Below are 12,452 nucleotides of genomic sequence, written 5' to 3' on the forward strand. Positions count from 1 at the left end.
TCTCCACGCCCCTCACCACGAGGGCGAGAGCCGCGAACAGCCCCACCGTCAGCAACACGAACAGCACGTCAGACACGGCTGATCTCTCCTAGCGGAAGATGTCCTCGCGACCGCCTCCCGGCCGCGCCGGGCAATCACAACGCCGTATCCGCCGGACCGACAGGGGTCTTGACGCGACCATCACGCGCGACGGCGGTTTCTTGACGCGCTTTTCACGCCGCCTCCGTGGGCGGTGATCCGGGTCACCGGACGGGCCTCGGCCCCGATCGACCGGAGGTGCCGGTAGCCGGTGCCGAGCACCGCGGCGAACCCGATCGGCACGGCCTGGGACCAGGCGTCACCCGGGCCGGTCAGCTCGCCGTAGCGGTGGGCGAGGAACCCGACGAAGACCGCCGCACCCAGCGCGGCCACCGCCGCGACCGCGCGCAGATCGGCCACCACAGCGGCGTACGCCCCGACGACGCCCGCCATCACCAGGACCCGCCCGGGTCGCTCGTCGGGTGTGAACACCCCGGCCGCCACCAGCGCCGCGCCGACCACCACGACGGCGCCGGCGGCCACCCGGAATCCGGTGCACCCGTCCGCCCGTTCTCGTCCCATGTCCGCCTCCCGCGTCGGTACGTCCCTCGCGGGCCATACCAGCCGGGCCGGGTGGGCACGGTCGACGGCTTTGACGGATCCGGTACGGGCGGGCCGGGACTTTTCACGCCGCCTTCACGGACCGCCCGGCGCGGGGACCGTGACGGGCCGGTCCGCCGCCTACGCTGGCCCGGTGACCACCGAACTGACCATGCTGTCGGACGAGCTGGGCGCCGACCTGATCGTCCGGACCGCCACCGGTTACCGGCTGCCGCTCACCGACGCGCAGGTGGACGTGAAGGCGGTGCTGCGGGTGCTCGACGGCTGCGAGCAGGGTGGTGCGAGGCGTCGCGGAGCCCGTGACGGCCGGCGGGATCAGCGCGGTTTACGACGGTTTCACGCCGCCGGGTCACCCGTCGATCGCGCGGTGCACGGGCCTCGTGACTGAGCGCGCGGTCAGCGGGGCATCGCCCGCCAGCCGGAGCCGCTCGCCCGCCACGCCCCGGCGAGGATGCTCGCCGAGCCGCGGCTCGGGCACTGCTGGATGCGGGACCGGCCGCTGGCCCCACCGATCTGCGCCTGGACCTGCCACTGGCTTCCGTCGGTGCGGATGTAGACGTCGCGCCGTCCGCGAGGGTTGCTGACGCCGTTCCACCAGTGTTCCTCGACCACCATGCCGTGACCGTACCGCAGGAGACCCGGAGCAGCACAGACGCAAATTGGTTGCCACCGCCGGCCGTACGGCGGGACGCTCCCCGGATGACAGCACCGGACCTGCCGCGCCAGTTCACCATCCGCGAGGGCGACCTGCGGATCCTCAACCCGTTCGACGACGTCAAGCTGGCCACGCTGGGCCGCGCGATCCGGCTGCGCCCCGGTGACGAGCTGCTCGATCTGTGCAGCGGCAAGGGCGAGCTGCTCTGCACCTGGGCCCGCGACCACGGGATCACCGGCACCGGCGTCGACATCAGCAGCGCCTTCACCGCCGCCGCCCGGGAACGCGCCGCCGAACTCGGCGTCACCGACCGGGTACGTTTCGTGCACGGCGACGCGGCTGCGTACTCGCCGGAGCGGCCGGTCGACGTGGCCGCCTGCGTCGGCGCCACCTGGATCGGCGACGGGGTGCCGGGCACGCTGGAGCTGCTCGGCCGGGCGCTGCGGCCGGGCGGCATGGCGCTCGTCGGGGAGCCCTACTGGCGGCGTGACCCGCCGGACGAGGAGGCCGTCACCGGGTCGCACGCCCGGTCCCGGGACGAGTTTCAGGATCTGCCCGGTCTGGTCCGGCTCTTCGGCGAGTGCGGCTGGGACCTGGTCGAGATGGTCCTCGCCGACCAGGACAGCTGGGACCGGTACGCCGCCGCGCACTGGCTGAACCTGCGTCGCTGGCTGGACGCCAATCCGGACGACGAACTGGCTCCGGAGCTGCGCCGGGAGCTGACCGAGGATCCGCTGCGATACGTCCGTTTCCAGCGCGAGTACCTGGGGTGGGGAGTGTTCGCGCTGCTGCGCCGGTGAGCTGCTTAACGAACGGCTACGCAGGGTAAAGACAGATCATGGGACAGTTGCGCACCTCGCCTCCGCCGCCGGAGGCCACTGAGCTGGAGCAATGGGTGCTGGACAGTCCCGAGGATCTACGCGGTCTGCGCGCCTCGCTGCGGGACGCGCTGAACCGGCACGGGCTGGTGCAGGGCGAGGACCTGGACGAGGTGCCGCACCTGGTCGTGCTGGTCGCCACCGAGCTGGCCAGCAACGCGCTGCGGCACGGACGGCCGCCGACCATCGTCACGCTGCTCGCCACCGACGACCGGTTCCTGCTGGACGTCGCCGACCACGACGTCAGCTCGGTGCCGGAGCTGACCGACATCAGCCCGACCGACTCGGGCGGGCGAGGGCTGTTCCTGGCCCAGTCGGTCTCGCTCGACGTCGGCTGGTACGCCACCGACGCCACCAAGAACATCTGGGCCGCGTTCTCCCGCTGACGGCCCGCCGCCGGTTCAGCGGTCGCCGGCCGGGACGGGGTCGTCGTACTGGCCGGGCGGTCCGGTGAGCGGTTCGGCGCCCACGATCGGCCACGGGTTCGGCGTGCACCCGTGCAGCCCGAGCGTCTGCTGCACCATCACCGGCGCCGGACCGCCGGCCCGGGGGCACAGCTCGTGTCCCCGGCCCAGCCGGTGGCCGACCTCGTGGTTGAGCAGGTACTCCCGGTAGCGGGAGAGGTCGGCCACGTGCGGCACCCCGTACACCCAGCGGGCCACGTTGATCACCACCCGGTCGCCGTTGCGGCAGGACGTGTAGGTGTCGCTCGGGTCGCCGCAGAGCCGTCCCCGGGTCACCGGCGTGGTGAGCAGCACCGTGAAGTCGGCGCGGTCGTCGCGGCCCACCCGTTGCAGCCGCCACCGGCCGTCGCCGGTCCAGCCCCGCCGGTCGGCGAGCGTCGCCGCGACCTCACTGGCGAAGCGTTCCACGTCCACGTTGCGGATGCCGTCCTCGACGGCGACCCGGTAGCGCAGCAGTTCGCCGGAGCGCCCGGCCACCGCGCCGACGGTGTCGGCGGTGCGGAAGGTGCCGCCGCCCCGGGTCGGGTAGACGATGCCGGGTACCACCCGCCCGGCCGCCGGGACCGGCGTCGGCACCGTCGTCGGCGCGGGACGCGCGTCCGGCGGGGTCGGTGCCGCCGCCTGCACGGTCCGCCGCACGTCGAGGCGGTCCAGCAGGTCCGGGTGCCGGGCGGCGTATCCGCCGGCGGCGAGCGCGGCCCCGACCAGGACCACCGCCAGGATGCGCAGTGATCGCGGCCTCTGCCGTCGCCGGTGCAGCCCTCGGTCGTACCCGCCCACGTCGATCTCCGTCCGTCGCCCCCACGCGCTCGGGCAGGAGTACGGACGGCAGGCCCGGACGGTTGAACGGGCCGGCCGGGTACCGTCGGTGCCGGGGTGAGCGAGAGGCCGCCTGCCGGAGTTCAGGGAGAGCCACCCGTGTCACCAGCCGACCGACTGCTCGACGACGCCGTCGCGACGGCGCGCGGCACCGACGTACGCGCCGCCGAGCGGGCCCTCGACGGGCTGGTGGTGGCCGACGGCGCGGCGGTGGACGCGGCGCTGCTCGCCCGGCTCACGCGGGACGTGGGCCGGCTCTGGCCGCGTGGCTGGCAGCCCGCCGACCTGGATCGGCTCGCCGTCCGGCGGCTGACCCCGCGCGGTGCCCGCCTGCTGCGCGACGCCATGGCCGCACAGCGGCGCACGCTGCCGGCGCCGGTCCCGGACTGGTTCGACGCACAGCTCACCGACCTGGGCGCGACCTGGGACGGCGACGCGGGCTGGCTGGACCGGCGCGCCGACGGCGACCGGATCACCACGTTGCGGGACGCGGTCGACGCGCTCGTCCTGGTGGCGGGGCTGCCGCCGATCGCGGCGCTCCGGCCGCCGCCCGGCTCGGCGGGCACCGCACCCGCCACCGCGACGCCGAGCGGCTCCCGGATGCTCGACCGGGTACGCGCGCTGCTCGCCAAGGCCGAGTCGACCGCCTACCCGGCCGAGGCGGAGGCGTTCACCGCCAAGGCGCAGGAGTTGATGGCCCGGCACAGCATCGACGCGGCGCTGCTCGACGCCGCCGCCGAGCGCTCCGGCGGTCCGGGCGGCGTCCGGATCGGGGTCGACGCCCCGTACGCGGCGGCGAAGGCGCTGCTGGTCCAGGAGGTGGCGGCGGCGAACCGGTGCGAGTCGGTCTGGTCCGACGACCTGGGCTTCGCCACCGTGCTCGGCTTCCCGGCCGACCTGGCGGCGGTGGAGTTGCTGCACACCTCGCTGCTGGTGCAGGCCACCGCCGCGATGCTGCGCGGCCGGCGCGAGCGCGGAAAGGCAGGCGGGCGGCGCACCAAGGGCTACGACGAGTCGTTCCTCAACGCGTTCGCGCTGCGGATCGGCGACCGGCTGCGGGAGGCCAGCGCGGCGGCGGCCGGACAGAGCGACGACGACCGCCTGCTGCCGGTGCTCGCGGCCCGCTCGGACGCCGTCCGGGAGCGGGTCGACCAGCTCTTTCCCGGCACCACGCGGCACCGGCTCCAGGTGCGCGACGAACAGGGCTGGGTCTCCGGCACCAGCGCCGCCGACCGCGCCTCGCTCGATCCGGGCCGCCCGGCACGCCGCCCGGTGCGCGGTTCTCGCTGACTTCCTGGCCGATGATGTCGGTTCGGGCGGACCGGCTCCGACCCGTCTGCGAGGCGCCACCGACGGTGGCCCGAACCCGAGGAGTGCACGGTGAAGTACATGCTGCTGATCTGGAACCGGCCCGGCTTCGTGGAGGAGCTGTCCGAGGCGGAACGCAACGCGATCTTCGGCGAGGTCGACGAGATCATGAAGGAGCTGTCCGAGTCCGGTGAGCTGGTCGGCGGTGAGGCGCTGGCGCACCCGTCGCAGGCCCGTACGGCCCGTCCGGCCGCCGGTGGCGGCACCGAGATCACCGACGGGCCGTTCGTGGAGAGCAAGGAGCAGTTCGCGGGCTACCTGACCGTCGACTGCGAGACCCCGGAGCGGGCTGCCGAGATCGCCGCGCGCTGGCCGGACGTGCGGCACGGTTTCGGCGTGCTGGAGGTGCGAGCGGTGATGGAGCAGGCCGGGACGGAGATGTGACCTCACCTGCGGTCGAGGACCTGCTGCGCACGCTCGCGCCGCAGGTCCTCGGCGTGCTCGTGCGCCGGCACGGCCAGTTCTACGCCTGCGAGGACGCGGTCCAGGAGGCGCTGCTGGCCGCCGCCGTGCAGTGGCCGGAGCAGGGCCTGCCGGACCATCCCCGAGCGTGGCTGGTCACCGTCGCCACCCGCCGGCTCACCGACGAGTGGCGCGGTGAGCACGCCCGCCGGGCACGCGAGGTCGCGGTGGCGGTCCGGCAGCCCGCGTACGCGACTGTCGCGCCGCCCGCCGACGAGGAGCCGCCCGGCGGGGACGACACGCTGAGGCTGCTGTTCCTCTGCTGTCATCCGGCGCTGCCGGTCAGCGCGCAGGTGGCGCTCACGCTGCGTGCGGTGGGCGGGTTGAGCACCGCCGAGATCGCCCGCGCGTACCTGGTGCCGGAGGCGACCATGAGCCAGCGGATCCGGCGCGCGAAGCAGCGGATCGAGGCGGCCGGCGCGCGTTTCACGCTGCCCTCGCCGGCCGACCGGGACGAGCGGCTGGGCGCGGTGCTGCGCGTGCTCTACCTGGTCTTCAACGAGGGGTACGCGGCGTCGAGCGGCGAGGCGCTGCACCGGGCGGAGCTGACCGCCGAGGCGATCCGGCTGGCCCGGGAGCTGCGCCGGCTGCTCCCGGACGACGGGGAGGTGGCCGGGCTGCTGGCGCTGATGCTGCTCACCGACGCGCACCGGGCGGCGCGTACCGGGCCGGACGGCGAGCTGGTGCCGCTGGCCGAGCAGGACCGCGGCCGGTGGGACCGGGCTGCGATCGAGGAGGGGGTGGCGCTGGTGACCGAGGCGCTGACCTGGTCGTCGCCGGGCCCGTACCAGGTGCAGGCGGCCATCGCGGCGGTGCACGCGGAGGCGCCCACCGCCGGGACCACCGACTGGCCGCAGATCGTCTCGCTCTACCGGGTGCTGGCCCACCTCGCGCCGAACCCGATGGTCACGCTGAACCAGGCGGTCGCGGTGGCCATGGTGGACGGCCCGCGCGCCGGGCTCGCGCTGCTGGAGCCGCTCGACGCCGACGGCCGGACCGCCGGCCACCACCGGCTCACCGCTGTCCGCGCGCATCTGCTCGACCTGGCCGGGGACCGGGCGGACGCGCGGGCCGCGTACCTGGCCGCCGCCCGGGCCACCACGAGCCTGCCGGAACGGCGGTACCTGCAGGCCCGCGCCGCCCGCCTGGCCGGTGACGGGCCGCGCTGATCCGCGCCCGGACAGCACGCCGGGCCGGCCCGTGGGCCGACCCGGTGGGTGTGCGTCGCGTACGTCAGCTCTTGAAGGCGTCCTTGATCTTCTCGGCGGCCTGCTTGAGCTTGGCGCCGGCCTGGTCGTTGCGGCCCTCGGCCTCCAGGCGCTCGTTGTCCGTGGCGCGGCCGACGCCCTCCTTGACCTTGCCGGAGACGTCCTGCGACGTGTTGTCGATCTTGTCGTCGAGACCCATGATGACCTCCACTGATGCGATTGCCTGACGACAACTGGTTACCCCGTCGACCGCCCGCCCAATCCCCTCACCCGATCGGGCGGAAGCGCCGCAGCCGCAGGCTGTTGCCCACCACGAAGACCGACGAGAAGGCCATCGCCGCCCCGGCGAGCATCGGGTTGAGCAGCCCGGCGGCCGCCAGCGGCAGCGCCGCGACGTTGTAGGCGAACGCCCAGAACAGGTTTCCCTTGATGATCGCCAGCGTGCGCCGGGAGAGCCGGATGGCGTCCGCGGCGGCGGTCAGGTCACCCCGGACCAGCGTCAGGTCGGCGGCCTCGATGGCCGCGTCGGTGCCGGTGCCCATGGCCAGCCCGAGGTCGGCCCGGGCCAGCGCGGCGGCGTCGTTGACCCCGTCGCCGACCATCGCGACCACCCGGCCCTCGCCCTGCAGCCGCTCGACCACCGCGACCTTCTCGGCGGGCAGCACCTCCGCGATCACCTCGTCGATGCCGACCTCGGCGGCCACCGCCTTCGCCACCGTGGCGTTGTCGCCGGTGAGCAGCACCGGGGTGAGCCCCAGTTCGCGCAGCCGCGCGACGGCCGTCCGGCTGGTCGGCTTCACCGCGTCGGCCACCGCGAGCACGCCCCGGGCCCGCCCGTCCCAGCCGGCCAGGATCGCCGTCCGGCCGGCGGCCTCCGCGCCGGTCGCGGCCCGCGCGATCTCCTCGGGTACGTCGAGACCCCGCTCGCGCAGCAGCCGTGCCCGGCCGACCACCACGGTCCGGCCGTCCACGGTGCCGGTCACGCCCAGCCCTTCGGCGTTGGCGAACCCGCCGACCGGCGGCAGCGGTCCGGCTTCGGCCGCGGCCTCGGCGACGGCCCGCGCGATCGGGTGCTCGGAGGCGGCCTCCAGCGCGCCGGCCACCCGGAGCAGTTCGTCGGCGTCCTCGCCGTCGGCTGGCAGCACCTCGGCCAGCGCCATCCGGCCGGTCGTGACGGTGCCGGTCTTGTCCAGCACCACGGTGTCGACCCGGCGGGTGGACTCCAGCATCTCCGGCCCCTTGATCAGCACCCCGAGCTGCGCGCCGCGTCCGGTGCCGACGAGCAGCGCGGTCGGCGTGGCCAGGCCGAGCGCGCACGGGCAGGCGATGATCAGCACGGCCACCGCGGCGGTGAACGCGGCGGTCGTACCGGAGCCGGTGCCGAGCCACCAGCCGAGCGTGCCGGCGGCCAGCGCGATCACGATCGGCACGAAGACGCCGGAGATCCGGTCGGCGAGCCGCTGCACGGCCGCCTTGCCGGTCTGCGCCTGCTTCACGAGCCGTGCCATCTGGGCGAGCTGGGTGTCGCCGCCGACCCGGGTGGCCCGGACGACCAGCCGGCCACCGGCGTTCACGGTCGCGCCGGTCACGGTGTCGCCCGTCCCCACCTCGACCGGCACCGACTCGCCGGTGAGCATGCTGGCGTCGACGGCCGAGGTGCCCTCCTCGACCACGCCGTCGGTGGCGATCTTCTCGCCGGGCCGGACCACGAACCGGTCGCCGACCGCGAGCCGGTCGACCGGGACCCGGACCTCCTGGCCGCCGCGCAGCACCGCGACGTCCTTGGCCCCGAGTTCGAGCAGGGCGCGCAGCGCCGCCCCGGCGGTGCGCTTGGAGCGGGCCTCGAAGTACCGCCCGGCCAGGATGAACACCGTCACCCCGGCGGCGGCCTCCAGGTAGATGTTGCCGGCGCCGTCGCCCCGGGTGATGTCGAGGCTGAACGGGTGCTTCATCCCGGGCATGCCGGCGTCGCCGAGGAACAGCGCCCAGAGCGACCAGCCGAACGCGGCGAGCGTGCCCAGCGAGACGAGCGTGTCCATGGTCGCCGCGCCGTGCCGCAGGTTGACCAGCGCGGCGCGGTGGAACGGCAGCCCGCCCCAGACCACCACGGGGGCGGCCAGCGTGAGCGAGGCCCACTGCCAGTAGTCGAACTGCCAGGCCGGGACCATGGCGAGCACGATCACCGGCAGCGTGAGCACGGCGGAGACCCAGAGCCGGGTACGCGCGACACGCAGCTCGTCCGCCGGCTCCCCGGCCGCTGCGGCCGCCTGCTCGGGCGGGGGCGGCACCACGGCGGTGTAACCGGTCTTCTCGACGGTGGCGATCAGGTCGGCCGGCGCGATGTCGTCGGCGTACCGGACGGTGGCCTTCTCGGTGGCGTAGTTCACTGTCGCCTCGACGCCGTCCATCCGGTTGAGCTTCTTCTCGATCCGGGCGGCACAGGACGCGCAGGTCATCCCGCCGATCGCCAGTTCAATCAGGTTCGGCGCGGTGGACAGCGTCTTTCCCGTGGCAGTCATCGCGGCACCTCCGGCGCTCAACTGTGCCCGTGCCCCGGCGTGCCGTGTCCGGCGTCCGGGGTCGGTGCGGTGGTGGATACCGGCGCGGTCCGGTCGCCGGCCAGGACGGTGAATTCGGCGGTGTGCACCGCGTCGCCGTGCCGGAAGTCCAGGTAGAGACGGTACGCCCCGGCCGAGGGCACCTCGGCGGCGAACGTGATCGCCGGACCGGCGGGGGTGCGCCCGTCGCCGGGTGTGCCCTCCGGGTGCACGTGCAGGTACGCCAGATCGCCCTGCCGCAGCGCCACCAGGTGCCCGTACGCGCCGAGGTAGGGCTGAAGGTCGGTGACCGGTCTCCCGTCGCGGCTGACGGAGAGCGTGAGCCGGCTGGTCCGGCCCGGCTCCGGCGTGCCGGTCAGGGTGACTGTGTAACCGTCGACGGTGGTGCTGGTCACCGGCGCCGGCAGCGGCCGGGCGGCCAGCTCGCCGGGGACCGTGACGTCCAGGCCGAGGGTCAGCGGCTCGCCGCCTTCGGGCGTGAAGTCGGCGAACGCCCGCCACACCCCGGGGCCGTCGAGCGGGGAGGCGACCCGCCAGGTGCCGTCGCCGGCCATCTCCGGGTGGACGTGCCGGAAGCCGGACAGGTCCCGGCGCGCGACGATCAGGTGCATGCGCTTGTCGTGGGCCACCTCGAAGCGGGTGACCGGCGTGCCGTCCGGGCCGGTGATCCGGAAGGCGAACTGCCCGGCCGGCGCGGTGGCGGGCTGGAGCGTGTAGCCGCCTTCGGAGACGAGCAGCCCGCCGGGCAGGTGCGCGTCGGCGCCGTTCTCGTCACCGTGACCGGTGTCGCCGGTCCCGTGGTCGCTGCCGCTGTCGTCGTGGCGGGTCTCGGCGGCCGGGGCGACGGGATCGGCCAGGTTGCCGATCCCGTACGCCGCGCCGAAGACCGCCACGAGGCCGAGCGCGAAGCCGCTGAGCTTCGTCGCCGTGTTCATGGTTTCTCCTCGGTTCTGCGGGTCCCGTGGACCCGTCACGCACCGACGAGGTCGTAGCCGGCCTCGTCGACCGCCGCGCGGACGGCGTCCGTGTCCAGCGGGTTCTGACTGGTGACGGTGACCCGGCCGGTGGCCAGGTCGACCTGGACGCCGGTGACGCCCGGAAGCGCGCTCAGCTCGGTGCTCACCGAGTTGACGCAGTGGCCGCAGGTCATGCCGCTCACCTGGTAGGTGCTCTCCATGTCGCCCTCCGATCTCATACCCCCTGGGGGTACAGCCGGAACGTTAGCATACCCCCGAGGGGTACGCTATCCTCGTTCTCATGACCGCTCCGTCCAGCCCGACCCGGGGCTACACCGCCAGCAAGGACCAGCTCCTCGCCCGGCTCCGCCGGATCGAGGGTCAGGTCCGTGGCATCGAGAAGATGGTCGAGGACGACCGTTACTGCATCGACGTGCTGACCCAGATCTCGGCCATCCAGGCGGCGCTGGACAAGGTCGGCCTCGGCCTGCTCGACGGGCACGCGCGGCACTGCATGCACGAGGGCGCCGCCGAGGGCCGGGCCGACGAGATGGCGACCGAGATGATGGCCGCCGTCGGCCGCCTGATGAAGCGCGGCTGAACGGGACCTCCGCCCCTCCGAGCAGGGCACATCGACCCGCGCCGACGCGCCCGTGCGGCCGTACCGTCGAAGTGGCGGGCAGGCCGGCCCCGGCGGACCCGCGGTGACGGACGGAGGGCGGCCCGATGATGTGGCAGAGCCCGATGATGGGCTGGATGTGGATCTGGTCCCTGGCGGTGCTGGCGGTGCTGGCAGGGCTCCTCTGGCTGGCCGTGCGGTGGACCGGCCCGCAGCGGTCCGGGCCGACGGCGGCCCGGCGCATCCTCGACGAGCGGTACGCCCGCGGCGAGATCGACGAGGACGAGTACCGGCGACGCCGGGCCGGACTGGCCTGACCCGCGCGGGGCGCGCGTCACCGGTCACGGTGTCCGGGAGCACCCAGCCGGGCTGCCTACCATGTCGGGGCGACGACCCGGACGTGGTCGACACGTCCGCGCCGGCCCGGTGACCAGACCGGTCCGGCGGACCAGGCGTCGCCGCGACCGTTGGGAGAGACGCCTTGGGTGCCGACCACACCCGCCCCGCACCGCCCACGCCACCGGGCGTACGGCGGCTGCTCGTCGCCGTGGTGGTGCCGCTGTTCGCGCTCACCGTGATCGCCGCGCTGGTGCTCTGGCCCCGGCAGGACCGGGAGCCGGTCGGCGGCGCGGACGTCCCCCGCTACCACGGCACCGTGACCCGGGTGGTCACCGAACCCTGCCCGCCGACGCCGGAGGCCCCGGAGGGCGCGGGCGGCCCCTGCGGCACCGCGACCGTCGCCGCCGAGCAGGGCCCGGACGCGGGACGGCAGGTCGAGACGCCGCTCCCGGCCGGACCGGGCGCGCCCCGGGTCGAGGTCGGCGACAAGATCGTCCTGGTCGAGCTGATCGACCCGGCCGACCCTTCGATGAAGTCCTACAACATCGCCGAGCACCAGCGCGGCACACCGCTGATCTGGCTGCTGGTGCTCTTCGCCGCCGCGATCGTGGCGTTCGGCCGCTGGCGCGGGCTCGCCGCGCTCGGCGGCTTGGCGGCCAGCTTCGCCATCCTGCTCGGCTTCGTGCTGCCCGGCATCGGTGGCGGCCAGCCGCCGCTGCTGGTGGCGATCGTGGGCGCCGCGTTGATCATGTTCGTGGTGCTCTACCTGACGCACGGGATCACCGCGCAGACGTCGGTGGCGGTGCTCGGCACGCTCGGCAGCCTGGTGATCACCGGCGTGCTCGGCCTGCTCGCCACGTCCGCCACCCACCTGACCGGCTTCGGCAGCGAGGACGCCACCACCCTGTCCATGTTCCAGGGCGACGTGGACCTGCACGGACTGCTGCTGGCGGGCATCATCATCGGCTCGCTGGGCGTGCTGGACGACGTCACCGTCACCCAGGCGGCCACCGTCACCGAACTCGCGCACGCCAACCCGGGGCTGTCCCGGCGGCAGCTCTACCGGGCGGCGACCCGCGTCGGCCGGGCCCACATCGCGTCCACCGTCAACACCATCGTGCTGGCGTACGCGGGCGCGTCGCTGCCACTGCTGCTCCTGCTGGTCGCCGACTCCCGCCCGGTGAGCCAGATCCTCACCAGCGAGTTCCTCGCCCAGGAGATCGTCCGCAGCGCGGTGGCCACGCTCGGCCTGATCGCCGCCGTACCGCTGACGACCGCACTGGCCGCGATCGTGACCACCGCCGGACGGCGCGCGCCCGGTCCGGAGCCGGCGTCGCCCGTACCCCCGCCGCCCCGTCCGCCGGCCGGACGCGACGACGCGCTGGAGGCGCTCGGCGGCGGAAAGAGTACGGAGGCGACATGGTGACACTCCGCACGGTGACCATCGATTTCAAACGCGACGCTGGTCACGGTGCGCCACGGCGAAA

The 12,452-nt window shown here is 74.5% G+C and carries 16 protein-coding genes; 9 read left to right on the forward strand and 7 right to left on the reverse strand.

What is annotated here, in order from left to right; all coding sequences use genetic code 11:
• Window positions 1–180: 180 nt before the first annotated feature.
• Complete coding sequence (locus A4R25_RS31955) at window positions 181–600, reverse strand: hypothetical protein (RefSeq protein ID WP_223201253.1); 420 nt, start codon at window positions 598–600, stop codon at window positions 181–183.
• A gap of 172 nt (window positions 601–772) precedes the next feature.
• On the opposite strand from A4R25_RS31955, the gene A4R25_RS27695 reads away from it, so the two are divergent.
• Entirely contained in the window at window positions 773–1,027 is a 255-nt protein-coding gene (locus A4R25_RS27695) for a hypothetical protein (RefSeq protein WP_157539178.1), read from the forward strand.
• A gap of 8 nt (window positions 1,028–1,035) precedes the next feature.
• Here A4R25_RS27695 and A4R25_RS27700 read toward each other — a convergent pair whose 3' ends face one another.
• The gene (locus A4R25_RS27700; RefSeq protein ID WP_030503492.1) at window positions 1,036–1,254 is read right to left on the reverse strand and encodes a hypothetical protein; all 219 of its coding nucleotides are present in this window, start codon (window positions 1,252–1,254) and stop codon (window positions 1,036–1,038) included.
• Window positions 1,255–1,338: 84 nt separating this feature from the next.
• Between A4R25_RS27700 and A4R25_RS27705 the strand changes: the two genes are divergently transcribed.
• Complete coding sequence (locus tag A4R25_RS27705; protein WP_064448601.1) at window positions 1,339–2,094, forward strand: cyclopropane-fatty-acyl-phospholipid synthase family protein; 756 nt, start codon at window positions 1,339–1,341, stop codon at window positions 2,092–2,094.
• Window positions 2,095–2,132: 38 nt separating this feature from the next.
• Entirely contained in the window at window positions 2,133–2,558 is a 426-nt protein-coding gene (locus A4R25_RS27710; RefSeq protein ID WP_043327055.1) for an ATP-binding protein, read from the forward strand.
• Between the two features lie 15 nt (window positions 2,559–2,573).
• On the opposite strand, the gene A4R25_RS27715 is transcribed toward A4R25_RS27710, so the two are convergent.
• On the reverse strand, window positions 2,574–3,416 hold the full coding sequence (locus A4R25_RS27715; protein ID WP_082931167.1) for a DUF3152 domain-containing protein: 843 nt from the start codon (window positions 3,414–3,416) through the stop codon (window positions 2,574–2,576).
• Window positions 3,417–3,554: 138 nt separating this feature from the next.
• Here A4R25_RS27715 and A4R25_RS27720 point away from each other — a divergent pair, with 138 nt between their 5' ends.
• From A4R25_RS27720 to A4R25_RS27730, 3 genes are all read left to right on the forward strand, one after another.
• On the forward strand, window positions 3,555–4,745 hold the full coding sequence (locus tag A4R25_RS27720; protein ID WP_064448602.1) for a DUF2786 domain-containing protein: 1,191 nt from the start codon (window positions 3,555–3,557) through the stop codon (window positions 4,743–4,745).
• 99 nt (window positions 4,746–4,844) lie between these two features.
• The gene (locus A4R25_RS27725) at window positions 4,845–5,207 is read left to right on the forward strand and encodes a YciI family protein (RefSeq protein WP_205796229.1); all 363 of its coding nucleotides are present in this window, start codon (window positions 4,845–4,847) and stop codon (window positions 5,205–5,207) included.
• Complete coding sequence (locus tag A4R25_RS27730) at window positions 5,204–6,454, forward strand: RNA polymerase sigma factor (RefSeq protein ID WP_064448603.1); 1,251 nt, start codon at window positions 5,204–5,206, stop codon at window positions 6,452–6,454. The genes A4R25_RS27725 and A4R25_RS27730 overlap by 4 nt, the downstream gene beginning before the upstream one ends.
• 64 nt (window positions 6,455–6,518) lie before the next feature.
• On the opposite strand, the gene A4R25_RS27735 is transcribed toward A4R25_RS27730, so the two are convergent.
• From A4R25_RS27735 to A4R25_RS27750, 4 genes are all read right to left on the reverse strand, one after another.
• A complete protein-coding gene (locus A4R25_RS27735) occupies window positions 6,519–6,692 on the reverse strand; it encodes a CsbD family protein (protein ID WP_043330702.1) in 174 nt (57 codons plus the stop codon).
• 67 nt (window positions 6,693–6,759) lie between these two features.
• Window positions 6,760–9,012, reverse strand: a complete 2,253-nt coding sequence (locus A4R25_RS27740) for a cation-translocating P-type ATPase (protein WP_064448604.1) — start codon at window positions 9,010–9,012, stop codon at window positions 6,760–6,762.
• Between the two features lie 17 nt (window positions 9,013–9,029).
• Window positions 9,030–9,986, reverse strand: coding sequence for a hypothetical protein (locus A4R25_RS27745; RefSeq protein ID WP_064448605.1), 957 nt, complete (start codon window positions 9,984–9,986; stop codon window positions 9,030–9,032).
• 35 nt (window positions 9,987–10,021) lie between these two features.
• Entirely contained in the window at window positions 10,022–10,228 is a 207-nt protein-coding gene (locus A4R25_RS27750; RefSeq protein WP_064448625.1) for a heavy-metal-associated domain-containing protein, read from the reverse strand.
• 80 nt (window positions 10,229–10,308) lie between these two features.
• Between A4R25_RS27750 and A4R25_RS27755 the strand changes: the two genes are divergently transcribed.
• From A4R25_RS27755 to A4R25_RS27765, 3 genes are all read left to right on the forward strand, one after another.
• The gene (locus tag A4R25_RS27755; RefSeq protein ID WP_013283780.1) at window positions 10,309–10,608 is read left to right on the forward strand and encodes a metal-sensitive transcriptional regulator; all 300 of its coding nucleotides are present in this window, start codon (window positions 10,309–10,311) and stop codon (window positions 10,606–10,608) included.
• Window positions 10,609–10,733: 125 nt separating this feature from the next.
• Complete coding sequence (locus tag A4R25_RS27760) at window positions 10,734–10,943, forward strand: SHOCT domain-containing protein (protein WP_043327065.1); 210 nt, start codon at window positions 10,734–10,736, stop codon at window positions 10,941–10,943.
• A 164-nt stretch (window positions 10,944–11,107) separates the two neighbouring features.
• Entirely contained in the window at window positions 11,108–12,391 is a 1,284-nt protein-coding gene (locus A4R25_RS27765) for a YibE/F family protein (protein WP_064448606.1), read from the forward strand.
• Window positions 12,392–12,452: the final 61 nt, after the last annotated feature.

It is taken from the genome of Micromonospora sp. NBRC 110037, assembly GCF_001652995.1.
GTDB classification, from domain to species: Bacteria; Actinomycetota; Actinomycetes; order Mycobacteriales; family Micromonosporaceae; genus Micromonospora; species Micromonospora chalcea.

Excerpts from the sequence above, each read along its gene's own strand:
- A4R25_RS27745 (WP_064448605.1), bottom strand. The coding sequence starts at position 9,986 with ATGAACACGGCGACGAAGCTCAGCGGCTTCGCGCTCGGCCTCGTGGCG.
- A4R25_RS27755 (WP_013283780.1), top strand. The coding sequence starts at position 10,309 with ATGACCGCTCCGTCCAGCCCGACCCGGGGCTACACCGCCAGCAAGGAC.
- A4R25_RS27710 (WP_043327055.1), top strand. The coding sequence starts at position 2,133 with ATGGGACAGTTGCGCACCTCGCCTCCGCCGCCGGAGGCCACTGAGCTG.
- A4R25_RS27740 (WP_064448604.1), bottom strand. The coding sequence starts at position 9,012 with ATGACTGCCACGGGAAAGACGCTGTCCACCGCGCCGAACCTGATTGAA.
- A4R25_RS31955 (WP_223201253.1), bottom strand. The coding sequence starts at position 600 with ATGGGACGAGAACGGGCGGACGGGTGCACCGGATTCCGGGTGGCCGCC.
- A4R25_RS27750 (WP_064448625.1), bottom strand. The coding sequence starts at position 10,228 with ATGGAGAGCACCTACCAGGTGAGCGGCATGACCTGCGGCCACTGCGTC.
- A4R25_RS27760 (WP_043327065.1), top strand. The coding sequence starts at position 10,734 with ATGATGTGGCAGAGCCCGATGATGGGCTGGATGTGGATCTGGTCCCTG.
- A4R25_RS27725 (WP_205796229.1), top strand. The coding sequence starts at position 4,845 with ATGCTGCTGATCTGGAACCGGCCCGGCTTCGTGGAGGAGCTGTCCGAG.
- A4R25_RS27700 (WP_030503492.1), bottom strand. The coding sequence starts at position 1,254 with ATGGTGGTCGAGGAACACTGGTGGAACGGCGTCAGCAACCCTCGCGGA.
- A4R25_RS27735 (WP_043330702.1), bottom strand. The coding sequence starts at position 6,692 with ATGGGTCTCGACGACAAGATCGACAACACGTCGCAGGACGTCTCCGGC.
- A4R25_RS27705 (WP_064448601.1), top strand. The coding sequence starts at position 1,339 with ATGACAGCACCGGACCTGCCGCGCCAGTTCACCATCCGCGAGGGCGAC.